Below are 24,281 nucleotides of genomic sequence, written 5' to 3'. Positions count from 1 at the left end.
AATCGTTTGCCTACTAAGAGAAGAATGAAGGAGGAGTGGAAGATGTCTGTGAGAAAGAAGAGAATTATCGCGTGGCTAGGCACATTTTGCTTGTTATTGACAATGCTCCCTCAGCTAAGTGCAAAAGCAGAAGATGGAAACACGGAGATTGTCATCCATTATCAGGAAAATGATGATGCAAAGGATTGGAATCTATGGGTATGGCCTGAAAATGGAGAAGGTCATGTCGAACAGTTTGAGGAAGAAGATGCATTTGGAAAGGTTGCGAGATTTACACTGGAGGGACTTCATGAGCGGGTTGGCTTTATTATTCGTACTGATTCATGGGAAAAAGATGGAGGCGACCGTTGGATTGAAGGAATAAAGGATGGAAAGGCGGAGGTGTGGATTATTTCAGGAGATGATGAAGTGTACTATTCAGAACCAAACAGTGAGCCGAGCATCAAAAAGGCAGCGATGGACAGCTTTACAGAAATCACTGTCACGACAAATAATCCACTTGATATAAACAGAATAGTGATTGAGCTTGAAAATGCACCCATTCAAGCAATTATTCCTGAGGAAGGGAATAACTCAGTAACAAATAAGTTTACGATAAAAACAAACAAGAAGCTTGATGTGCGTGGAAGCTATGCCGTGAGAATTGAGGGCTATGGAGAGCGGGCTGTTGAGATAGGAGGAGTGGTGCGGACAGAGGAGTTTGATCGCCAGTATTATTATGGTGGCAATGATCTTGGGAACACCTACTCACGTTTTTCGACCAACTTCCGTTTATGGGCTCCAACAGCTCAAGAGGCAAAGCTCGTTCTTTATGAAAATTGGAATGATCCTAAGGGCAAGGAAATTACGATGAAGTCGGATAAAAAGGGGACATGGACGGCTAAATTAAAAGGAAATCAGGATGGTCTCTTTTACACATATAAAGTGAATATAGGTGGGAAATGGACAGAGGCTGTTGATCCATATGTAAGGGCAGCGTCAGTCAATGGTCAAAAAGGAGCCGTGATAGAATTAGCGAAAACAAATCCGAAGGGCTGGGATAAACATAAGAGACCAAAGTTAGCGAATCCAGAGAGTTCAATTATTTATGAATTGCATGTACGCGACTTGTCCATCCAGTCAGAAAGCGGAATTAAGCAAAAGGGGAAATATTTAGGCGTTACGGAGAAAGGTACAAAGGGACCAAATGGGCTTCCAACCGGTCTTGATCATATACAATCATTGGGAGTAACTCATGTTCAATTTTTGCCAATCTATGATTATAAAACAGTAGATGAAACAAAGCTTGACGAGCCACAGTATAACTGGGGGTATGACCCACAAAACTACAATGTACCGGAAGGGTCTTATTCTACCAATCCCTATGAACCTAAAGTGAGAATAAAAGAACTGAAGCAAATGATCCAAACGCTCCATAAGGAGGACCTACGTGTAGTAATGGATGTTGTCTACAACCATATGTATGATGCTGCAGAGTCAAACTTTCAAAAGTTGGTTCCTGGCTATTACTACCGCTACAACGAGGATGGTACATTGGCCAATGGTACCGGTGTCGGCAATGATACTGCCTCCGAGCGAAGAATGATGCGTAAATTCATCGTCGACTCCTCAAGCTATTGGGCGAAGGAATATAAACTGGACGGATTTCGATTTGATTTAATGGGAATCCATGATGTTGAGACAATGAATGATGTAAGGAAGGCTTTGAAGCGTATTGACCCATCATTTATTATCCATGGGGAAGGTTGGGATTTAAATACTCCGCTTGCGGCTGACATAAAGGCAAATCAGAAAAATGCTGAAAAAATGCCTGGCATTGCTCATTTCAATGATGACATTCGAGATGGACTGAAGGGCAGCGTATTTGAAGAGCAGGATAATGGATTCGTAAATGGAAAATTGAATATGGAAGATCGGATCAAAAAAGGCATCATGGCCGGTCTTGATTATGATAATAACCAGGCGACATACCGTGATCCGGAACAGGTCATCACTTATGTAGAAGCACATGATAATCACACCCTTTGGGACAAGTTGGAATTGACGAATCCAAATGCAAGTTATGAAGAGAAAAAACAAAGACATAAACTGGCCTCGTCTATCATTTTAACTTCACAGGGGATCCCATTTATTCACGCCGGACAGGAATTTATGCGAACTAAGTATGGAGACCATAATAGCTATAAATCCCCAGATGAAATTAATCAATTAGATTGGAAACGGAATGCAGAATTTGTGAATGAAGTGAAATATATGTCGGGGTTGATAGATCTTCGTAAAAACCATCCAGTATTCAGGATGACGGAGGCCAGCGCAATAAAGGATAGTATTCGCTTTTTGGATGCACCGGTAAATACGATTGTCTATACGATTACTGAACCATCAAGAGGAAAGCAAAATGGGAGCTATTTTGTAGCACATAATGCCAACACAAATGATGTTGAAGTTGTACTTCCAAGAAACGCTGTATGGAATGTACTCGTTAATGCGAATGAGGCTTCCTCGAAACCCATATATAAGCTGAAAGGGGATAAGGTAATTATTCCAGCATTAAGTACGGTTGTGTTTCAAGAAAGGAATAAATGGAGTAAACATAAAGAAAATAAATAGAAAATCGATATGGTAGGAACTCCTCTTTAGGATTGAAGAAGGAGTTCTTTTTTTATAAATAAAAATAACAATACTAATATTAGCATAGAAGAATAGATGTATTAGCTACGGGAATCTAGAAACTAATGAATTGATTATCGGTACATAAGTTATATCAGCGCTTTAAAAGCAAATAAAATATTATACATTTCTGAAAAAAATTTGAATTATGTTTATTTGTCATTTTTTTTAAAATAAATGTAGTACATCATCTTTAAAAAACAATATTTTAAATCTTTCCATAGCAAACATTAAAATAAAAATTTCTTGATGGAATTAGCTTTTTCTGATTTTTGAGAGCAAAGAGATGATCTCTGACGGATACATCGATTACCCATATCAATATAATAATAGATTGAGGAGGAATACTAATGACGATTTCCGTTCCCTCTTGCGTATACGATATTCAGAATTTTGGTGCAGTAAATGATGGTGAGACAATTAATACAGTAGCTATAACTCAAGCTATTGAAACATGTTCAGAAGCAGGTGGAGGCACTGTTTACATACCTGCAGGTGAATGTTTAACAGGGGCAGTGATATTAAAAAGTAATGTTCATTTATATATAGAAGCTGGAGCTATCCTTAAGTTTACGACAGATATTAATGCATATCCGATTGTGAATTCTCGGTGGGAGGGAACGGAACAAGAAGTTTATGCTTCCTGTATTTATGCAGAAAATGTTGAAAATGTCTCGATAACCGGTCACGGTACAATAGATGGTAATGGTGCATTTTGGTGGGAGGTTTTCCGTAGGAAAGAAAATCAATATCCAAGGCCAAAATTAGTCAGTTTTGATTCATGCAAGCGAGTCATAATCTCTGGATTGAAAATGATTAATTCTCCGAGTTGGACTGTCAATCCAATTTGTTGTGAGGATGTCACAGTCAATTTGGTTACGATTGTAAATCCACCGGATTCTCCAAACACAGATGGCATAAATCCAGAATCATGTAGAAATGTGAGAATTTCAGATTGTCATATTGATGTAGGAGATGATTGTATCGCGATAAAGGCTGGCACAGAAGCGACAGACAAACGTATTCCTTGTGAAAATATAACGATTACGAATTGTACAATGATACATGGTCATGGAGGCATTGTACTAGGAAGTGAAATGAGTGGGGACATCAGAAATGTAACTGTGAGTAACTGTGTGTTTGAAGGAACTGATCGCGGTATTCGGTTAAAATCAAGACGTGGCCGTGGGGGAGTAATTGAAGATATCAGGATTAACAATATCGTTATGAATAGGGTGATTTGCCCATTTATTGCTAACCTTTATTATTATTGCGGGCCACGAGGGAAAGACCAGTTTGTATCTGATAAAAAACCATATCCCATAACAGAGGAAACCCCTGTTTTCAGACGAATTCATTTTTCTAATATTACTGCTCGAGAAGTGAGCGCGGCTGCAGGCTTCTTTTTTGGATTAGCTGAGAAATATGTGGAAGATGTGACATTTAATCAAGTTTCTGTTGCAATGGCTAATGATGCTGAACCAGGGTTACCTGCAATGATGGAAGGACTGGAGCCAATGAAACAAGTTGGTTTCTATTGTTCTAATGTTAAGGATATGATATTTAATCAAGTTATCGTATCTAATCATAAGGGTCCGGCATTTTGTATTGAGAATGCTATCGGAATTGAAATTAAGGACTGCAGTTCGCGGACAGAAGAACCCAACTTATATGTTATGAAGAATGTTAAGTAAATATAATATATAAAACTTGTATTTGGATACAAATATTTTAAGAAGATGGTGTTTTACTAAACGCTCTCTCTTTTTATTGAATAAGGCATAAAAAGCTCAGGAAAACTAAATAAGAATAGAAATGACTTGCCTATTCTCTAATGTAGATATCATTTAAAAAGCCCTTTTGAAGTATGTTTCCAAAAAGCCGTTTTTAAAAGAATACAATTATATACCTATTAAATAATCATTATATCAATTACGCTAAACTTAATGTAGGTAGGAAAGACAGGGAATGAAGGGGAAATATAATGGTGTATATGAAAATAATTGCTCCAGTTTTTGTAATTGCTATAGTAGGCGTACTATTGGCAGGGTATGGGGCAATAAATCCTCAGCCAATAAAACAAATAGATGATAAGGTGGAAATTACGTTTTGGGATGATAGTGAAGATCCGGACCGCATAGCTCTATGGGAAGAGTTAATTAAAAGGTTCGAGGTAGAAAATCCAACAATCGAAGTGGAATACATCGCCCTGCATAAGGATTCAGCAAAATCGAAATTTGACTCAGCAATTGCTTCAGATGATACACCAGATGTAGCAAGTGTCTATACGAGCTGGCTTCCCGAGTTTAAGGATCGAGATGCTTTACTTCCATTGGATTCTTACTTTGAAAACTGGAGTAAGAAAGAGAAGATAAATTCAAAAGCTATTCAATTTAACCGAAAAATAATTAAAGATAATCTATTATATGGAATTCCATACACACAAAATCTTGATATATTATGGATACGTTCGGATTGGTTTGAAGAAGAAAATGTGAAAATACCGGAAACGTGGAATGAGTTTTTTCAGGCGGCTAGAAATATGACAGATAAATCAAAAGATCAGTTTGGTTATTCTATTCGTGGCGGTGTTGGAGGTTCATTCCAACTACAAAGGCTGATGTATGCTTATTCAGGTATCGGGGAGTATATCAAGGATGGGAAGAGTACAATAAATAATCAAAAGCATGTAGAATTCTTAAAGGATTATTTTGCATTATACCAGGAATATACGCCAAAAAGTGATATAGCTAATGATTATAATGCGTTAATTGCTGGCTTTGATGCTGGGCGAGTGGCGATGATTCAGCATAATCTTGGTTCATATGGGGATCATATGAAATTATTAAAAGACAATCAATTTCAAGTAATTCCGGTGCCGAAATCGATGGATGGAAGATTTGTAGTTGAAGGGGGAAACACGATTGGTTTAAGCATCTTTAAGGATACAGAGTATCCGAAAGAGTCATGGGAATTTGTTCGTTTTATCAATTCAAAGAGTGCTCAAAGCTATTGGAATCAAGTCGTTGGTCAAATTCCAACCAACTCAGATGTATTAAATGATAGCTGGGTAAAGGAATCGCTTCATATAAAGAAAGCAATTGAAATTTATAATGACCCAGAAACGATTATTTACGAACCTGCCTTTTATCTCCCTGAATATCGATCCATTCTTAATTTAATGGTAGATTCAGGTATTCAATCAGTGTTAAGCGGAAAAAAGACTGTTGAAGACTTCTTAGATGAATGGGCAATAGCGATAGAGGATGCAATGAGACGGTACGAGAATAAATATCCGGTTCAAACAAAGAAACCAGATTGAAGTCAATCTGGTTTTTCTTTGTCATTATTGCTAGGTATTGTTTGTAGAAGGATTATCTAAAGAATTAAAATACATTAATATATTTATCAAAAATCTAAAAATCTTTAATTATTTAAGAAAGCGGTTTCAACTATAATGAAAGCATGAAAGGAGGAGGAGAAATGGGTGTTCTTGAAAAAACGAATGAAACCGCTTTCGAAAGGGAGGGACCAGAGAGGAAGAAGCGAAAAATAAAAAAAGAGAAACTTATTCCTTATCTATTTTTACTCCCATCATTGCTTTTTGTTGCTGGTTTCTTATTTTATCCAATTGCAACAGTTTTTTATTACAGTGTTCAGCACTATGATATATCAGCACCCTATTATAACGGATTTGCTGGTCTTGAAAACTTTGTGAATATTTTTACAAACGATAAATATTTCTTACCAAGTCTATGGAACAGTATTAAGTGGGTTGTAACAGAAGTTGGTTTGCAATTGACCTTTGGAATGATTTTAGCCTTACTATTAAATCAAACTTTTAAGCTAAGAGGACTTATACGTGCTATCGCCTTTGTTCCCTGGGCAATCTCTGGTGTTTTAGCTTCTGTAATGTGGTCTTTAATGTATAACGAGCATATGGGGGTTATCAATGATTTGCTCATGAGGTTTGGGATTGTAGATGAACCGCAAGCATTCTTAGCAAGTACTTCCACGGCGTTTGCATCTGTTGTAATTGCAGAATTATGGCGAGGAATCCCATTCTTCGCAATTACATTATTGGCATCATTACAAAGTATTCCTGAAGAATTATATGAAGCTGCTCGGGTTGATGGAGCAAATAGATGGAAAACACTCATTTTTATTACTCTACCGCAATTAAAAAATACAATTATTTTAACAACCTTACTTAGAGTTGTTTGGGAGTTTAATAACGTAGACCTTATCTTTAACTTAACAGGTGGAGGGCCGTCTCACTCAACTACCACACTGACAATGTATATTGCTGATCTTGCCGTACACGGCAGTAATTTTGGATATGGATCAGCATTAACAGTGATATCTTTCGGAATCCTATTCATTTTTGCTGTCATTTATCTCAAATTATCACGCTATGAAAGGGAGTGATTTCTGAAATGTTGACAAATAAAAAGGTGACGGATAAGTTTCTATTCTTGTATCTGCCGCTAACTTTCATGTTGAGTTTTACAATATTCCCAATATACTGGACGATTAATACAGCATTAAAATCTGAAGGGGATATCATGAAACGCCCGTTGGAATACGTACCTTTGGCGCCAACACTAGATAACTTTGTGACAGCATGGAGCAGTGTCGGGTTTGCAACTTATTTTAAAAACAGTCTGATTGTCGGAATCAGTACTGTAATAATAGTAATCGTGTTATCTACATTATCTGGATATGCTCTAAGTCGTTACCAGTTTAAAGGGAAAAAAGGATTTCTATTAATGCTTTTATGTACGCAATTCATACCAAGGGCAATGATGATTATTCCACTTTTTATCATCTTTAAAAACCTTGGCCTAATCAGTAATCCGCTTTCACTCATTCTTACATATACAGCGGTTGAAATACCTTTTACGACGATTTTGATGACTGGCTTTATATCGAATGTCCCAAAAGAATTAGAAGAAGCTGCACAGATTGATGGTTGCAGTAAGTTGCAAGCCATTCGCTATGTGGTACTGCCGTTGCTGATTCCGGGAATTGTTGCCACAGCTGTGTTTACGTTTATCTATACTTGGAATGAATTCTTAATAGCACTCATGTTAACGAATCAACAATCAATGTTCACATTGCCAGTAGGATTAAGCTCAATGATGGGAGAGTTTAACGTGAATTATGGTGCATTAGCAGCAGGAAGTGTAATTGCTCTTATTCCGGCAGTCTTACTGTTTGCTTATGCTCAAAAACACCTTGTTAACGGTATGGGTGGAGCAGTAAAAGGTTAATATTAATTCATTTATGGGGGGATATAAAATGTTAAAATCTACAAAATCCTTACTAGCACTATTATTGGTAGTAGGTGTACTTCTTGCAGGTTGTAAGGGAGAAGAGGGAGCCACTGGAACATCAGGGGATGAAAAAGTTAAGATAACGTTTTGGGATGAGAACGCAGGACCAGAGCGTACGCCAATTTGGAAAGAATTGATTGAGCGTTTTGAAAAGGAGAACCCGAATATTGAAGTTGAATATGTAGGGATCCCAAATAAATCATCAAAATCGAAATACGATGCTGCAATCGCTGCTGATGATATGCCTGATGTAGGCTCAGTTCAAACAAGTTGGTTGCCTGAATTCTCTATACGAAATGCCTTACTGCCTCTTGATTCCTATTTTGAAAAGTCTGAGTTGAAGGATTTGATTAATAAAGGAGCAGTTGAGTTCAACAAGGACATTACACAAGATGGCAAGCTATACGGTCTTCCATATACACAAAACCTTGACATTCTTTGGATACGATCAGACTGGTTTAAAGAAGATGGCGTGAAGGAGCCTGAAACCTGGAATGATTTCTTTACAGCTATCGAAAAAATGACAGATAAAGAGAAACAACGCTATGGATACACAATCCGTGGAGGTGCGGGAGGTTCCTTCCAGTTGCAGCGTTCTATGTATGCTTATAGCGGAATTGAAAATTACTTTGATGAAAACGGAAAAGCGACTATTAATGATTCTAAACATGTAGAGTTTATTGAAAAGTACTTGGCCAATTATAAAAAATTTACACCAAAGAGTGATATCACAAACGGCTACAAAGAAATGATTGCTGGATTTGACACAGGTGTTGTAGCGATGGTGCATCATAATATCGGCTCTTATGGGGAGCACAAAAAGTCATTAAAAGACGGACAATATAAGGCAATCCCGCTTCCTAAAACTGAAGATGGAAAATACGTAGCAGAAGGCGGAAATGCAATTAACACTGCAGTTTTTAAAACAACGAAACATCCTGACGCTGCATGGAAATTTGCGGAGTTTATTAACACAGCTGAGTCCCAAAGCTATTGGAATGAGCAAGTGGGTCAAATCCCAACCAATTCAGATGTCTTAAAAGAAGAATGGGTTAAGAACAGCCATCATATTAAAGTTGCTTTCGATGTATACGATAACCCAGAAACTATTCTTTACCAGCCTCCTTTCTATTTGCCAGACTATCGTTCTATCCTTGACAATATTGTCGACCCTGGTACTCAATCGGTTATGAGTGGAGACATGACTGCACAAGAATTTTTAGATGAATGGGCAAAGGCAATTGAAGATTCACAAAAACAATATGATGGAGTATTTAAAAAATAGATGAATAAGTATGGGGTGTTGATTGCATTAACACCCCATTTATATTTATAAGAAGTAAAGAATTTATAGATTGAAAGGAGAGTACAAAAGAATGACTCATATTCAGGAAACAGTGAACCAGAAGGCGTTGATACTGGCTGAGAAAGCATGCCAAGCAATAATGAATACATACCAACCGGAGGAGCTCCCACCAGCTAATTCCTTTCACTATCATCAAGGTGTCTTTTTATACGGGATGTTACGTGTTTGGGAAGCCACAGGAAAAGATGAATATTTCGATTATATGAAAGCCTATATTGATAGTCTGATTGATGAAGAAGGGAATCTTTATTTTGCCAGGGATGAACTTGACTCTGTACAAGCTGGAATCTTGTTATTCCCTCTTTATAAAAAGACAAAGCATCGAAAATATATGATTGCTGCAAGGAAACTCCGCCAGTTATTAGAAACGATTAATCGAACGGAGGAAGGTGGATTCTGGCACAAAGATAAATATCCGTACCAAATGTGGTTAGATGGATTGTTCATGGCAGGACCGTTCATGTTGTTGTATAGCAAGAATTTCCAAGAAGATGATTTAATTCAAACGGTCCTTCGGCAAGAAAAGCTTATGAGAAAGAATATGACTGATAATGAAACTGGCTTGCTTTATCACGCTTGGGATGAGAAAATAGTTCAGCCTTGGGCGAATAGTGAGACAGGTTGTTCTCCAGAATTCTGGGGCCGTTCCATTGGATGGTATGGAACCGCTGTCATTGATTTGTTAGAGCTTTTAGGAGATAAAAAACGTGGACAGGAAGAACTTATTCCTTCGCTTCAAAAACTAATCCGATCTATTGCTGCATATCAGGATGAAAAATCAGGATTATGGTACCAAATTGTGGATAAAGGGGATCGTCAGGATAACTGGTTAGAGTCATCTTGTTCCTCACTATTTCTCTACTTCATTGCCAAGGCAATCAAACACGGGTATGTAAATGATTCCTATCATGCAATAGTCCATAAGGGATATAATGGTTTGTTAAAACTTATGGTTAAGGAAGAAGAAAGTACTTTGACACTAAGTGGTATTTGTATTGGTACTTCAGCTGGATTATATGATTACTATGTAGGTCGTCCAACTTCCGAAAATGATTTGCACGGAATGGGTGCATTTATTTTAGCTAGTATGGCTATATATGACCTTTCTAACTAGATTCGAACTTTTTACATCTAGAACTCAATATTTTCAAGTGACGTCAAGAAACCTTTTCTTATGTTGGAGTTTGTTCAACTTAGAAAAGGTTTCTATAAAATTTTGAAAGGAGGAAGGATAGAAGCATTTTGTTACGACTGGCAAAACAGGCTACATATAGTGGAAGTGGTTAGCGCAGGGAAAGGGATGAAATATGTAAATTGAAAAGAGAAAGAATTTAGATATTGTTTAAAATGATTTAGATTGAAGTGGTTGATTATAGATGGAGCGGTTTTGGTCTTAGTAAAACAATTTATTTAGTACCTGATTAAGACAGGGTTTGGTTTTTATAGTCTTAGAGAGTAATGATGTATATTTTCTTGGTAATCGTCTTTAATAACTAGAATGATTATTCAATCTTATTATTACTATATCCGACATGGCTTAATTGGTGTTTTAGGAATGCTAGCTACCCACACAAAGAATAATTTGGTAAAATTAAGAAATAAGCCCTTTAATGAGGAGTAGCTAGCATGATTACTGAAAGAATGAAAACTTTGGTAAGAAAGTATTTTTTGTTTTCTGTAAAATCGACAATTAATTCACTGTATCTTCCTATAATGATTGTTTTTATCATTATTATTGGTTGGGTATCCACTTTGCTCGCAACAAAACAAATAGAAGAAAATACATATAATAGTATGAGTGATACCGTCTATCAAACGAAAAACTACTTAGAATACATGCTTTCTGATGCATTTCAACAGTTAGTTGCCATATCTAATGATCCAAAAATTCAAATGCTTGCTATTGATGAAGAAGGCGATGTAAGTCCAGAGACATATATTGCTTTTGATAATAAACTACAAGTTATATACAGTCACTTTAACGTTATGCTTGAATCGATATTAATCGATATTAATCGTGGTGAATTTTCCGTTTACCGGAACAGTGACCAGAGCTTTCCAACTATTTCATATGAAGATTATTTTGAACCAGACCGAGGGAATAATGAATCCTATTATTGGCGTAATCTACATAGTAATCAAGCATTTGCAGAAGGAAACAAGGTAGTATCAGTTTATAAGTTAATTAATAATCAAGATACATCAACAGAAGGAATTATTTTATTTAATTTTCGAGAGGACTTCTTTAAGCAAATTCTTAATAAATCTTTAATAGAAGGAAATGGGTATTTAACTCTCATCAGTCCAGATGGGCATTTTGAATCAAAGGATGTAGAGGAAGAATATCAACTAGACGAAAGTATGATTACATATTTACAAACTGTTAATAAGGACGTTGGAAGACTAACGTTTAAAAATAAGAATAACGAGACCATGATAGCCTTATATGACACGATTGGCGTGAATAAGTGGAAGCTGGTTTCGATAATACCTCAATCAGAAATTCTTCAGCGAGTCAATTATATTAAGTATCTGACCTTCACACTCATTGCGGTAATGAGTGTTATAGCGATATTTCTCTCAAATTTCATTGGCCGATTTGTATCAGGCCCATTTGAAAAATTAGCAAGACAAATGAAAACAATTGAATCGACAAATCTTCATTTGAATTTTGAAATGTCGGGTCCAAAAGAAATGAAGATCCTTCAAAATGGTTTTAATCAACTAAATATACAAATTCATGCTTTAATGAATCAAATACGATTGGAGCAAGAGGAGAAGCGGCAATTAGAGTTTGCTGTCATGCACGCCCAGATTAATCCTCATTTTCTCTACAATACTCTCTATTCAATTAAGGGGTTGTCTGATATGGGATTAAATGAGGATGCAAGTAAAATGGTAATGGCACTCTCTAGCTTTTTTCGAATTGGCATTAGTAAAGGAAAAGAAATAATATCAATAAAGGAGGAAGTCGAACATATTGAGAACTATTTATATATACAAGAAATGCGATATGGCGATGATTTTTCCTATAAAATTAATGTTTCAGAAAAGATTCTCAATTACAACATTATTAAACTATCATTACAGCCGTTGTTAGAAAATTCTATTTATCATGGTGTTAAACAAAAACGGGGCCAAGCAAAGATAGAAATTTGTGGCTACGAAAAAGACGATCTAATTTATTTAGATGTAATCGATAACGGTAGCGGTATCAATAAAGAAAAATTGGAAGATATTCAAAAGGAACTCAATTCAGCTTATGGAGAAAAGAAAAGGTTTATTGGTGTGGGTTTACAAAGTGTTAATGAACGCGTGAAAATTCATTTTGGTAAAGAATATGGAATATTCATAGTAAGTGATCAAGGAGAAGGCACGAAAGTAACCATTATAATTCCCAAAACAAAAGGGGAAATCAATGACCATGTATAAAGTAATTATTGTTGAAGATGATCGTATTATCCGTCAAGGCTTATGTAAAACAATTCCTTGGGAGCATCATGGTTTTTGTGTTGCAGGGGAGGCAGGGGATGGAGAAATTGCAATGGAATTAATCGAACAGGAACAGCCGCAAGTTGTGGTTTCTGATATTAATATGCCTTTTATGAATGGAATTGAGATGGCCAAGCTTGTGAAAGAAAAAAGCCCAACATCGAAAATTATTTTTTTAACGGGCTATGAAGATTTTAACTATGCACAAGAAGCAATCAAATTAAGAGCGTTTGACTATTTATTAAAACCAGTAGACTCAACTCTGTTGCTCGAAAAAGCAAAAGAAGCAGCGTTTGAATGGGAAAAAGAAAGAGCGGATTATAAGAAAATTCAAGCATCTATTCCGTTACTTCAACAGAATTTCCTTCAAAAGCTTGCCAGGCAGGAGAAAGAGCGTGTGGATATCGAGGAAGAATTATTCTCACTCGGAATTCATTTAGAAGGCCCTTTTTATTCCTCTATGCTGATTCATTGTGAACAAGAGGAAGGATTAATCGATAAGTTTAGCGCTAAGATAGCAACCTTGATATCAGAATCTGTGAAACCATGCATGGGAGTGGTTTTGAATGCCGGAGAAAATGAAGTTGCTATCTTTCTTTCCTTAGAAACGAATCAGAATAACAGGATGAATTTGTTGGCAAATAATATCCTCAAGCTGATGGGTTCGACTAGACTATTAATGACCATCACATTAGGCAGAATATATAATAATTTATTCGAGTTAAGCAATTCATTTCTAGACTGTCGGTTGGCCATGGATATTAGGCATATTATGGGACATGGTCAAATTTACTCTATTGATGATGCCCCCTCTGATTGGCAGATAAGCAAAGAAAAGTTGATAGGAATTGAACGTAAACTAGAGGAACAAATAATACTAGGTTTACCTGGGTCAATAACTAAAACTCTTGATGAATTAAATGAAGTCATTTTTAATTGCAGAAACCTTACATTAAAAGAAATGAAGATACTAGCAATTAAATTTAGTTCAATGCTTTTCTATGAAATTGAAAAGTGGAAACAGGAAGAAATGAATAGTTTTGATTCATCCATATACTACGATGATATCATGGGTTTGAAATCGCTTAATGAAATGATGGAAATCCTTCAGCGCTTAGTTCAGGAATGGGCCTTGTTAATGAATAAGGGGCTAAAAAATAATCGTTACTCTCTTGTCGATCAGGCAATCAATTATATGAAGGAATCTTATCAAGAAAGTGGATTAACTTTATTAAAAGTAGCTAAACAAGTGCACGTTAGCCCACCATATTTAAGCAACTTATTTAAAGTTGAAAAAGGGTTTAACTTTGGTGACTTTTTATTGGAACTAAGGATGAATAAAGCGATTGATATATTAACCACTGAGTATGTTAAAACATATGAGGTTTCGGAGAGGGTTGGTTATAACAATCCTCAGTATTTCAGTATTTGTTTTAAGAAATATACGGGTTATACCCCAGCCGAGTTTCGTAAAAAACATCGAGCATAATGTTAATTTTTTATGAAATAAATTAAAATTTTTTTGGATTTTAGGGCATAGGTTTAACTTATTTCATTCGACCAATATAATCGAATCAATTGAAGAATTTATTTACTAATCAACCAAAAAACATCTTTTGAGTGATCGGATTAAACGGTTATAAATGATGATTCAGTTATCAAAGAATTAACCAATTTTCATAAAGATAAGTAGGATGTTGTCGTTGGTGCCGACACTGTATTAGAAGCGTTAACTGCCAGGATTGCAGTTTTAACGGGGCACGATTTATTATAAGTCCAACATTTGATAGTGAATCCCCAAAAATATGTAATCGCTATTAAATTCCGTATAGGCCTGGTTTTATGACAAATTTAGAAAGTAGCTACCACCCGTAGTTGATGGCAGAGGGGCAGCAAAATAAATTGGTCTATTTAATGACTATCATAATTTAAAATGATACGGTCATTTTTAAATATTGCTATACTGGAGGAACGAAATGAAAGCAAATATCGGAATACGAGCGCACGACATAGAACATCTTCCATTAGAACAATTAGCAAGTGTCGTTTCAAGGAAAGGATTAACATCAGTACAATTGGCTTTGGCAAAGTCGTTTGGTTCTGACTTTGAGACAGGTTTTGGCACATTGAGTCCGGGATATGCTCATCATATTGGAAATGCTTTTCGTAAAGAAAATATTCAAATAGCTGTTCTGGGTTGTTACATTAACATGATCCATCCTAATGATACAGAAAGGATAAAAGAGTTAGACCGTTTTAAGGAGCATATTCGTTTTGCGCGAGATTTTGGCTGTAGTATTGTTGGAACGGAAACAGGAAATATAAATCCTGAAAACGTCTATACAGAGGAGAATTTTACAGAGGGACCGTATCAAAAGGTAGTTAATAGTGTACGAGAACTTGTTAGTGAGGCAGAGAAACATGGAGTTATCGTAGGAATCGAAGGGGGTATTAATCACCCTATTCACACGCCTCAACGAATGAAACGATTGCTTGAAGACATCAACTCTAACAATCTTCAAGTCATTTTTGATCCGGTGAATTATCTGACAGTAGATAATTATCTCTATCAAGAAGAGGTCTTTAAAGAAGCTTTTGAATTGTTTGGCGAACGAATTGTCATTCTTCATGCGAAAGATTATATCATTGAAAATAATCGGGTCAAAATGGTGCCGGTGGGCACAGGTTTATTAAATTATAAAGCTGTATTTCGATACATAAAGAAAAATAAACCCTTTATTAATATATTGCTAGAAAACACTAGGGAACCATATATCAATGATAGTATAGCTTTTATGCAAAAAGAGTATGAACTAGTCTAATGGATAATCGTTATACAAACTGAGGAAGCTAGTTTTAGTAGGGTTACGTAAAACTCGAAACTTAATTAGTCGTCTTTATTAATCACTATATTTGTTACTTCTAGATACAAACCTTAATATTCGAAAAAGAGAAAGCCAAAAAGGCTTTCTTTTTACTTAGAGATAAATTGCTGAGTCCAGATGTGGCCAGACTTCGCATAACCTACGCCAATATGAGTAAACTTCGAGCTTAAAATATTTGCTCTGTGACCTGAGCTATTCATCCACGCCTTTACAACTTGTTCAGGTGTTGTTTGACCTTTTGCGATGTTTTCACCGGCAGATTTATAATTGATGCCAAAGTTTTTCATCATGTCGAATGGAGAACCATAAACAGGACTAGTGTGACTAAAGTAATTATTATCTCTCATATCTTCTGACTTGTATCTAGCTACTCTGGCAAGCTCCCAATCATATTTTAATTCCTGCAAACCTTGTTTTGCTCTTTCTACATTGACAAGTCTTATAACTTCTTGCTCATAGGCTTTTACATCGTCTTGAGTAGGAATATTGATCTTTTGACCAGGATAAATCAAGTTTATATTTGAAATTTGAGAATTGGCTGCAATAAGTTCGCTGATTCCTGTCTCTGTTTTTACAGCAATCTTCCATAAAGTATCACCGGAGACAACCGTATATTGATAGTCTGCAAAAGCGGTGGCTGTAGGTAGCAGTAAAGTAGTTGTGAGTATAACTGATGTGATTTTTTTCTTCATCTTTCCTCTCCTTAAAATTTTTATTACGGGTTCGATTATATAAAAGAATGGAAGAGAATTGGTTGTCAATATCAGGAATCTACTAATATTGCCATTTGAACCCCTCTAGAAAGGGATTTATACAAATTTGGTAAATGATAGAATTGCCGATATAACTATTAGAGGGAGAGCTGATTTTTTAATAACCGATTATTAATGTTAAGAGTATAAACATCCAAGCTTGGGCTTTTTTGCTGCGAAGATAGGGGTTAAGAGATGTGTTGAATTTTGATTTAGAAAATAATGAAATATGACAAATTCAAAAACAGTATATACGTTCCTTCTATAAGTCTTTTATACTAGAAGTAGGCAAATGGAAGGTGGGTCCATATAATGAAAAAGATGTTAATCACATTAGGTGTAACATTATTATTTACAGGGTGCAGTGCTAGCGAAAGTTCAATGAAGGTAAACGAAAAGGTGGAAATTGAGAGTTCTGTTGGACAAAAAGCCGTACATACATATATTAAGAAAGCAAAAGCTCATCTCAGTACAGCTCCTAATTATAATCCGGCAGTATATGATGATCGGCTTATGAGAATGGCAAGTGATTCATTTCAGATATCTGTGGAAGAAGCAACTGAGATTTACAAAGCCTATGAATATGATAAATAATTTTTTTATTTAAATTTAAAGCGCTTTCATTAGGTGGGAATAAAACTTTATTTCAGTTCTGTATTAACCTTCTTACAAAAAGGGTAATAAACTATTGATAGGGCTAATACAGAGAGGAAGTGGCACGGTGAGTCTCCAGACCGTTCTGTTTGATTTTGATGGAACTATTGCCGATACTTTACCTGTTAGTTTTGAAGCTTTTAGGTATGTGTTTAATAAATATGATCAAAGAAGTTTAACTGATGAAGAGATTATTCAATTATTTGGTCCCATTGAGGATGTTATTATAAGAAATCATTTACGTAATAAGGAAAAGGTGGAGCATGCCATAGAAGATTTTTATGATTTATATGAAAAAGGGCATAATCGTGAGTTTGAATACTTAACAGAAATTCGGGAAATGCTGGATGTTTTAAAGGACATGGATATAAATCTGGGAATTGTTACTGGAAAAAGCAGAAGATCATTAACACTCTCACTAGAATTGTTGAATCTATACGACTATTTCGATGTGACCATTTCTGGTGATGAAGTTAAAGCACCTAAACCCGATCCTGAAGGGATACAGAAATCACTATTTTTACTCCATAATGATCCATCTGAGGCCATCGTCGTTGGAGATAGCCAGGCTGATATCGCTGCAGGAGCTTCAGCGCACGTAACGACCATCGCAGCTCAATGGTTTAGCACAGTTCAAACGAGCTTGTATGGAACAAAGCCTACTCATAGTTGTAAGACTCTGTCTGATTTTATTAAATTGATAAAAAAGTATAAGCATGAAACTTCAATTAAAATACACAAAAAATAAATAGTTTATTCTAATTAATTCCTTTTAAATTAACTCTTTGTAGTTAAACTTAAAAGGTTTTTTTGTCTATTCGCTTTAGTAAAATTGTTTATAAGCTTTATTTTGAAGATGAAACATTGTGAAAATCATTGATTAGTTTAGTATAATAGTCTTGTATGTGAAAGGGGGCTCTCACGTTGAAGGTTAAAAAAACCATATGGGGAAGTATAGGAATGTTATTAATGGTTCTTATCTTGGCTGGTTGTAATGAAACTGTCAGTCCAGAAGAGCGATTGAAGGAATACATAAACCTGTGGAACGATCAGAAATTTGATAAGATGTATTCGAACTATGTAGCAGACTCAGCCAAAGACAAGTTTAAAAAAGAACAATATGTTGATCGATATCAAAAGGTCTATAAGGACCTGGAGATTTCCGATTTATCAGTTAAAAGCGCGTTCAAGGATGAGAAAGAGCTGAAGAGGGATCAAAAAAGTATAACACTTCCTATTCAAGTAAAAATGAATTCCCTTGCAGGACCGATTGAATTTGAAAAAGAAGTAACCATGAAGCTTGAAACGAAGGATAAGGAAGAGAATTGGTATGTAGACTGGGATACTACTTATATTTTCCCTGAACTGCAGCCAGATGATAAGATAGGGATTAAAACGACAACTGGTAAAAGGGGCGAAATCCTTGATCGTAATGGAAATGGGCTTGCGATAAATGGAATTGCTCAAACTGTAGGTATAACACCAGAGAAGTTTGATGAATCCAAAAAAGCAGAGTTAACAAAATTATTGAATCTTAGCAATGACTATATTGATAAACAGCTTAATCAAAGCTGGGTTCAGCCAGGTTATTTTGTGCCAATTAAAACAATCCAAAATAACCAAACAGAGCTGATTGAAAAATTAAAAGTTATTAATGGTGTCAGTTTCCAAGAAAAAGAGATTCGGGAATATCCATATGGTGAAAGTGCAGCCCATTTGACAGGATATGTAGGTACTATTACTGCTGAAGAGCTAGAGAAAAATAAAGATAAGGGCTATTCAAATGACAGTATAATTGGCAAAAGAGGGCTTGAGCAATTATTAGAGGATAAACTGCGCCCGAAAGTTGGCAATACGATTTATATTAACCGCGAAGATGACCCTATAGTCATTGCTGAAACAGAAGCAGAGGATGGGGAAAGCTTTAGGTTAGTATTGGATGGTGAATTACAAAAACAAGCATTTAAAAATATGAAGGGAGCTGCGGGGACATTTGCTGTGGTACATCCAAATACAGGAGATGTATTGGCGCTTGTAAGTTCTCCGTCGTTTAATCCAAACGACTTTGTACTGGGAATTAGCTCAGAGAAGTATAGTCAGCTGGAAAATGATAAAAAACTGCCATTGTTAAATCGATTTGCGGCCGCTTATTCACCTGGTTCAACGATCAAGCCGATTATTGCAGCAATAGGATTAAAAACGGGTAAGCTTGACCCAGAAAAACAACTTAATATCAAAGGGTTAAAATGGTCTAAAGGGAAAGAATGGGGAAATGCCTCTATTACACGGGTAAGCAATCCAGGAAAACCTGTTAATCTTCAGACTGCCTTACAAATATCAGATAATATTTATTTCGCTCAGACAGCTCTTTCGATTGGTGAGACTGATTTGATTAATGGGTTTAAGGAATTAGGGATTGGCGAAGAAAAATTCCCACTCGAATATCCAATCCGCGCATCACAATATTCAAACAGCGGCAAATTGGAGAGCAGTAAATTATTAGCTGACACTGGCTATGGTCAAGGAGAAGTGTTGATGAGTGCGGTTCATTTATCCAGTATTTACGGTACAATTGTCAATGATGGAAAATTGATGAAGCCTCGTCTTTACCTTGATACTGAAACTGCCGTTTGGCATGATTCTTTTATTACTGCTGAACAGGCTAAAACATTGAAAACTGACTTAAGAAAGGTTGTTACAAGCGGCACAGGAAAAGCTGCAAACACACCTAAACTGGAATTAGCAGGTAAGACAGGTACAGCTGAGCTGAAAAGCACACAAGGAGAAGAAGGTATTGAAAATGGGTTATTCGTAGCCTATAATCAAAAAAATCCGAAGGCTGTCATGGCACTGTTAATAGAAGATGTACAAAATAATGGCGGAGGTAAAAATGTTCAATCCATTGTTCAAAAGACATTCTTGGATTGGGATTCCTCTGAAATTGATTAATTAAAAGGTAAACAAAAAATAGAAAAGAAGCTTCCATTCAGAACATGAACGATACTTTGGACAGCGGACACTGATAAAAAAGTGCCCCTATCCGGGGTATCTTTCAAGTAAGGGTGGGAGCTTCTTTATTCAGGCTTCTTTACAGGTTTTATTTTTGCATCATCCAAAGTTAATAGTTCTTTTTATTTTTTCATCAATACTTTTAGTCATTTACTATCTCCTGCTGATTGCACCTTAAATAGATAAACTAGTAATCTGAAAAAATAAAAGTGATGTAAATCGATTAACGGGATTTAATTCTCCTCACCAGGTAGATGATGCCTGCTAAGATGATTCCTGCGATGCTCACAAATTCCATTAGCAATATAGAAAAGCCTAATCCAATGTTCGCATCTTCAGAGGGGGTAATCACTTCAGCAATAATTAAGAACGTATACAAGCCAAAGGTAGCTAGGTAGATTAATAGTGCTGCATAACGCTCGCTTTTACTCCCTTGCCTGGTTACTGCATAAACGCAAAAAAAGGAAAACGCCAGGAGAGCGTACCTCAAGATAATCTCAGTATAATTAATATAATCCATAATCACCGCATCCTATCTCGATTTATTTAATATATTGAACATCCTATCTCATTATAAAGTTAAAATGGGTATTTATGGAATAAGTAAAAAGGCATGTCCTGTCAAAAACTTATTTTATCCGTTTTGTTAGCCGATTAAGGTTAACGAAATTACTGTAACAGTCATTGGAAAAGGCATCAGTCTTAAACTGATGCCTCTTATTTTCTTTATCTTAATTAGCTACATCAATAATCCTGCCTTCAACATTAGGTGAAACAGTTTGTTCAGGGAAGGACTGGATGTAATCGGAGAAAATCTCCCAATCAACGAAGCCGGGTTCGCTTACGCGGCCATCTGCATAAATATCAGCAAAGACAGAATAACCATCCCCGCCTTTGGCAGTGAAGATGTTCGTAGCAGCGAAGTAGGTCTGTGTATCCACGAGTGATGTATATTCACCATTCTGGTTTATTTCGACTGATTGCACGCGTGTGCCTACTGGTTTAGAGCTATCATAGGTAAAGCGCATGCCTGCGACCTGCAGGTATCCACCGCTAGCGCTTGGAGCAGCACTAACGCTATGTTCAAGAGCTGTTTTCAATGCCGCTCCGCTAATTTCCATGATTGCGAGTGCATTGCTGAAGGGGAGGACTGTCATAACGTCAGCTAATGTGATTGGCCCTGCCTTTAAGGTTGTCCGGACACCGCCACCATTTTGTAGGGCGATGACAGTATTTGGATTGATGGCTTTTGCCTTATCGAGCATTCCATCAGCAATCAAGTTGCCAAGATTAGTTTCGCCTGTTCTTGCAGCAGGATTGCCGCCAATCAGATCGACGGCTGTTGTTCCGACAACTTGCTTTTTCTTTGCGTCAACAACAGGCTTATACTTCGCTAGAATTTGAGCTGCTGCCGGGTCTTCGGCAAAGATATAAGATCCTTCCGCATTCTTAGCATCAATGCTAATCAGTTCGCCATCATAGGCGATAACTTTTCCTTTTTTATCAAAGCTCACATCAAGCTCACCAAGATATTTGGAATACTCGTTTGCTTGTACGATAACAGTCGGTTCTTTGTATTTATCTACAACGACTGGCTCATTCAGTTGTGAATGAGAGTGGCCGCCAACAATAATGTCAATGCCTTCGACTTGATTAGCAAGCTCGAGGTCATTGTCTCCTCCGCCATCATTGTAGCCAATATGGGTAAGGGCGATGATTTTATCGACACCTTGTTTCTTAAATGCTTTAACGGAGGCCTTAGCTGAATTGATATATTCCTCGAATCTAACATCACCAGGACTAGAGATACTGGTAGTCTCAGCGGTCGTTAAGCCGAAAATACCAACTTTCTCCCCGTTTACATTTTTAATGATACCGTCGTAAATTTTTCCATCATGTGGCTTAGCAGTATATGTGTTTTTCTGAAATCTTTTCATGAGGGCATCATCGCTGAAGTCAACATTTGCACTCACAAATGGGAACTCAGCGCTTTGAACGAATGGCAGCAAAGTCTCAGTGCCAAGGTCAAACTCGTGGTTACCGAAAGTAAATGCATCGAATCCGGCTAGATTCATCAATTCAAGATCGGCTAGTCCCTTAAATTCGTTAAAATAAAGGGTGCCAGAGAATACATCACCAGCATGGAGAAGAAGATTATTCGTATTTCCATTGCGATGTTCATCAATCGCGGTTATTTGTCGTGGTGTATTTTCAATATTTGCGTGTGTATCGTTCACATGAAGAACACGCAATTGATAATCTGGGGCTTTTAGGGCTAGTTGCAGCATGGAAATAAGCTCAGATAAGCTAACCTTTTGGTTATAACCAAATTCAGTATCGGAAATAGACTCAGCGATACCGTATAGAAGGATAGAACCGATTCTTTCCGCGTGTTTAGCAGGTACATCAGAGAAGTCTGTTACTGTGCTTCCTTTCAACTCGAAAGCCTTCGCAATCCAAACAGCAAGCTCCCCACGAGTTAAAGGCTCATAGCTGCCAAACTTATTCTTGCTTTTCCCATCAAGAATACCGGCATAGACTAATGAGTTTACTGCTTTTTGGGACGATTTTGGCACATCTGTAAAGTTTGTCTTTGGAGCTTTCTGGTTATCGAGTTTTAATGCGCGCGCCATCAGAGCAGCTGCATCAATTCGAGATATGGATCTCTGTTTCTTCATACTTTGGGACGAAACGCCCAGTTCCTGAATAAAACGTGCTTCATTCTGGCGATCAGCTGTCTTTGCATCCACAGCCGGCGCAACCAATGTTCCAGCAAGCGCAACAACCATTGTTATAATGGCCAACATACGATAAAACTTCAATCGAAACTTCATATACCGCTCCCCTTTTGTTTGATATGGCCAAGATATAGGCCTCATATCTGATTATAATTAGTTTTGGAGGGAATCGACATAATTTTCAAATAAATGGTAAAATAGAACTATTTATTTTGTGATTATTCAAGTTAGTATACCTATTTAGCACCCTTTTATGAGCCATTTACTTGGCTTCTGTGAGGTATCGGATATCACAATTCTTAGGTATTTTTATAAATATGTTGAGTTTGTAAAAAAAAGGGAGGGGTAAAATAAGATATATAATAGCGATTTGGTATATTTAATCTAGGGAGGAAGATATGAAAAAAAAGGTAGTTATAATTGGCGGATCAGGAACCATTGGTAAAGTGCTAAATGAAGGTCTTAATGAAAAATATGAGGTAATTATTCTGGATAAACAAAAACCATCCTTTCAAGCTGAATTTATCGAAGTGGATGCCACTAATTTTGACCAATTATTAGAATGCATACCAGGTGATTCTGATGCTTTGGTCAATTTGCTAACAATCAAGACAGAACATGATTTGGAAGTTATTGAAGAATTTCATAAAATGACAGAAATTCATTTCATCGCTTCTTTCTATATTTTACGTGCCGCTGTTGAATTGGAAATTCCTAAAATTGTCTATGCGAGCAGCAATCATACAACAGATAGGTATGAAAGGGAAGGGAGGTCTACATTTGGAAGAGAGATTAATATTAGCGATTATCCTAATTCACGAGGTCTTTATGGTGTATTGAAGTTTGCTTCTGAAAGTATTGGGCACATATTTTCTAAAGAGATTGGATATCCCCATTCGGTCATTAACCTGAGGATTGGTACTGTAGTCCCCTATGAAAAAGAAGCGGTAAAAGAAAATGAACGTTTGCGTCATACATTGTTATCGCATACAGATGCTGTATAATTATTTGACTTGGCAATAGAATCTACAGTTAAGTATGGGACTTATTATGGCGTCTCAGATAATCCTGATAAGCCATGGACAACAGAAAATGCTTGGAAAGAGCTTGGATTTATATCAAAAGTGAATGCAATAGATGTGTCTAAAGAGTAGGGGCCGCCATTTAAATGAAGGTAGGCCTTTTTGTGTGCCTTAAAACCTCCTTTATATCAAGTATGTGGTGCCAAGTGTTTGGATAGAGAAATCCTATTATTAAAAAGCATGATTGCGAAGATTCCAGAAGAAATCAGCCATTCAGAAACAGGTTCTTCTTCAATGATTAGCACGAGCTTAATACCACTCAATCGACCATAATAATGATTTATGTAACTTGCTTGT

The 24,281-nt window shown here is 36.5% G+C and carries 17 protein-coding genes and 1 pseudogene; 15 read left to right on the top strand and 3 right to left on the bottom strand.

Annotated elements, in window-relative coordinates; genetic code table 11:
• The first annotated feature begins 42 nt into the window (after positions 1 to 42).
• The 10 genes from pulA (at position 43) to A8L44_RS00140 (ending at position 15,686) form a co-directional block, all read left to right on the top strand.
• Complete coding sequence (gene pulA / locus A8L44_RS00185) at positions 43 to 2,610, top strand: type I pullulanase (protein ID WP_066099790.1); 2,568 nt, start codon at positions 43 to 45, stop codon at positions 2,608 to 2,610.
• Between the two features lie 410 nt (positions 2,611 to 3,020).
• Positions 3,021 to 4,364 carry a glycoside hydrolase family 28 protein gene (locus A8L44_RS00180; protein WP_066099787.1) on the top strand — a complete coding sequence of 448 codons (1,344 nt, stop codon included), beginning with the start codon at positions 3,021 to 3,023 and terminating at the stop codon, positions 4,362 to 4,364.
• A 290-nt stretch (positions 4,365 to 4,654) separates the two neighbouring features.
• A complete protein-coding gene (locus tag A8L44_RS00175; protein WP_066099784.1) occupies positions 4,655 to 5,992 on the top strand; it encodes an ABC transporter substrate-binding protein in 1,338 nt (445 codons plus the stop codon).
• Between the two features lie 161 nt (positions 5,993 to 6,153).
• Positions 6,154 to 7,098 (top strand): carbohydrate ABC transporter permease, encoded by a 945-nt coding sequence (locus tag A8L44_RS00170; RefSeq protein WP_066099779.1) that lies wholly within the window; start codon positions 6,154 to 6,156, stop codon positions 7,096 to 7,098.
• Positions 7,099 to 7,106: 8 nt separating this feature from the next.
• Entirely contained in the window at positions 7,107 to 7,943 is an 837-nt protein-coding gene (locus tag A8L44_RS00165) for a carbohydrate ABC transporter permease (RefSeq protein ID WP_066099776.1), read from the top strand.
• 28 nt (positions 7,944 to 7,971) lie between these two features.
• The gene (locus A8L44_RS00160; RefSeq protein ID WP_066099773.1) at positions 7,972 to 9,291 is read left to right on the top strand and encodes an ABC transporter substrate-binding protein; all 1,320 of its coding nucleotides are present in this window, start codon (positions 7,972 to 7,974) and stop codon (positions 9,289 to 9,291) included.
• Between the two features lie 100 nt (positions 9,292 to 9,391).
• On the top strand, positions 9,392 to 10,486 hold the full coding sequence (locus tag A8L44_RS00155) for a glycoside hydrolase family 88/105 protein (protein WP_375138408.1): 1,095 nt from the start codon (positions 9,392 to 9,394) through the stop codon (positions 10,484 to 10,486).
• 512 nt (positions 10,487 to 10,998) lie between these two features.
• On the top strand, positions 10,999 to 12,804 hold the full coding sequence (locus A8L44_RS00150; RefSeq protein WP_254654673.1) for a cache domain-containing sensor histidine kinase: 1,806 nt from the start codon (positions 10,999 to 11,001) through the stop codon (positions 12,802 to 12,804).
• Positions 12,791 to 14,353 (top strand): response regulator transcription factor, encoded by a 1,563-nt coding sequence (locus tag A8L44_RS00145; protein ID WP_077247917.1) that lies wholly within the window; start codon positions 12,791 to 12,793, stop codon positions 14,351 to 14,353. Before A8L44_RS00150 ends, A8L44_RS00145 begins: the two co-directional genes overlap by 14 nt.
• 487 nt (positions 14,354 to 14,840) lie before the next feature.
• Positions 14,841 to 15,686 (top strand): sugar phosphate isomerase/epimerase family protein, encoded by an 846-nt coding sequence (locus tag A8L44_RS00140; protein WP_066099764.1) that lies wholly within the window; start codon positions 14,841 to 14,843, stop codon positions 15,684 to 15,686.
• A 152-nt stretch (positions 15,687 to 15,838) separates the two neighbouring features.
• Here A8L44_RS00140 and safA read toward each other — a convergent pair whose 3' ends face one another.
• Complete coding sequence (safA, locus tag A8L44_RS00135) at positions 15,839 to 16,441, bottom strand: SafA/ExsA family spore coat assembly protein (RefSeq protein ID WP_066099761.1); 603 nt, start codon at positions 16,439 to 16,441, stop codon at positions 15,839 to 15,841.
• A gap of 372 nt (positions 16,442 to 16,813) precedes the next feature.
• Between safA and A8L44_RS00130 the strand changes: the two genes are divergently transcribed.
• The 3 genes from A8L44_RS00130 (at position 16,814) to A8L44_RS00120 (ending at position 20,104) form a co-directional block, all read left to right on the top strand.
• On the top strand, positions 16,814 to 17,095 hold the full coding sequence (locus A8L44_RS00130) for a hypothetical protein (RefSeq protein ID WP_066099758.1): 282 nt from the start codon (positions 16,814 to 16,816) through the stop codon (positions 17,093 to 17,095).
• A 127-nt stretch (positions 17,096 to 17,222) separates the two neighbouring features.
• Positions 17,223 to 17,903, top strand: coding sequence for an HAD family hydrolase (locus tag A8L44_RS00125; protein ID WP_066099755.1), 681 nt, complete (start codon positions 17,223 to 17,225; stop codon positions 17,901 to 17,903).
• Between the two features lie 176 nt (positions 17,904 to 18,079).
• Positions 18,080 to 20,104: a penicillin-binding transpeptidase domain-containing protein gene (locus tag A8L44_RS00120; protein WP_254654672.1), complete on the top strand. Its 2,025-nt coding sequence runs from the start codon at positions 18,080 to 18,082 to the stop codon at positions 20,102 to 20,104.
• 283 nt (positions 20,105 to 20,387) lie between these two features.
• On the opposite strand, the gene A8L44_RS00115 is transcribed toward A8L44_RS00120, so the two are convergent.
• Together A8L44_RS00115 and A8L44_RS00110 are read right to left on the bottom strand one after the other, a co-directional pair.
• Positions 20,388 to 20,684, bottom strand: coding sequence for a hypothetical protein (locus A8L44_RS00115; protein ID WP_066099752.1), 297 nt, complete (start codon positions 20,682 to 20,684; stop codon positions 20,388 to 20,390).
• A gap of 211 nt (positions 20,685 to 20,895) precedes the next feature.
• Positions 20,896 to 22,998, bottom strand: coding sequence for a 5'-nucleotidase C-terminal domain-containing protein (locus A8L44_RS00110; protein ID WP_066099749.1), 2,103 nt, complete (start codon positions 22,996 to 22,998; stop codon positions 20,896 to 20,898).
• 302 nt (positions 22,999 to 23,300) lie between these two features.
• On the opposite strand from A8L44_RS00110, the pseudogene A8L44_RS00105 reads away from it, so the two are divergent.
• Positions 23,301 to 24,056, top strand: a pseudogene (locus A8L44_RS00105) (NAD-dependent epimerase/dehydratase family protein).
• A 78-nt stretch (positions 24,057 to 24,134) separates the two neighbouring features.
• The gene (locus A8L44_RS19290) at positions 24,135 to 24,257 is read left to right on the top strand and encodes a hypothetical protein (protein WP_258188141.1); all 123 of its coding nucleotides are present in this window, start codon (positions 24,135 to 24,137) and stop codon (positions 24,255 to 24,257) included.
• Positions 24,258 to 24,281 lie beyond the last annotated feature (24 nt).

It is taken from the genome of Bacillus sp. FJAT-27986 (genome assembly GCF_001685035.1).
Lineage (GTDB): Bacteria > Bacillota > Bacilli > Bacillales > Pradoshiaceae > Pradoshia.
The sequence above is the reverse complement of the archived record's forward strand: the minus strand, read 5'-3'. Positions and strand labels throughout refer to the sequence as shown.

Coding starts and splice junctions, on each gene's coding strand:
- pulA (WP_066099790.1), top strand. CDS start 43: ATGTCTGTGAGAAAGAAGAGAATTATCGCGTGGCTAGGCACATTTTGC.
- A8L44_RS00180 (WP_066099787.1), top strand. CDS start 3,021: ATGACGATTTCCGTTCCCTCTTGCGTATACGATATTCAGAATTTTGGT.
- A8L44_RS00175 (WP_066099784.1), top strand. CDS start 4,655: ATGGTGTATATGAAAATAATTGCTCCAGTTTTTGTAATTGCTATAGTA.
- A8L44_RS00170 (WP_066099779.1), top strand. CDS start 6,154: ATGGGTGTTCTTGAAAAAACGAATGAAACCGCTTTCGAAAGGGAGGGA.
- A8L44_RS00165 (WP_066099776.1), top strand. CDS start 7,107: ATGTTGACAAATAAAAAGGTGACGGATAAGTTTCTATTCTTGTATCTG.
- A8L44_RS00160 (WP_066099773.1), top strand. CDS start 7,972: ATGTTAAAATCTACAAAATCCTTACTAGCACTATTATTGGTAGTAGGT.
- A8L44_RS00150 (WP_254654673.1), top strand. CDS start 10,999: ATGATTACTGAAAGAATGAAAACTTTGGTAAGAAAGTATTTTTTGTTT.
- A8L44_RS00145 (WP_077247917.1), top strand. CDS start 12,791: ATGACCATGTATAAAGTAATTATTGTTGAAGATGATCGTATTATCCGT.
- A8L44_RS00140 (WP_066099764.1), top strand. CDS start 14,841: ATGAAAGCAAATATCGGAATACGAGCGCACGACATAGAACATCTTCCA.
- safA (WP_066099761.1), bottom strand. CDS start 16,441: ATGAAGAAAAAAATCACATCAGTTATACTCACAACTACTTTACTGCTA.
- A8L44_RS00130 (WP_066099758.1), top strand. CDS start 16,814: ATGAAAAAGATGTTAATCACATTAGGTGTAACATTATTATTTACAGGG.
- A8L44_RS00115 (WP_066099752.1), bottom strand. CDS start 20,684: ATGGATTATATTAATTATACTGAGATTATCTTGAGGTACGCTCTCCTG.
- A8L44_RS00110 (WP_066099749.1), bottom strand. CDS start 22,998: ATGAAGTTTCGATTGAAGTTTTATCGTATGTTGGCCATTATAACAATG.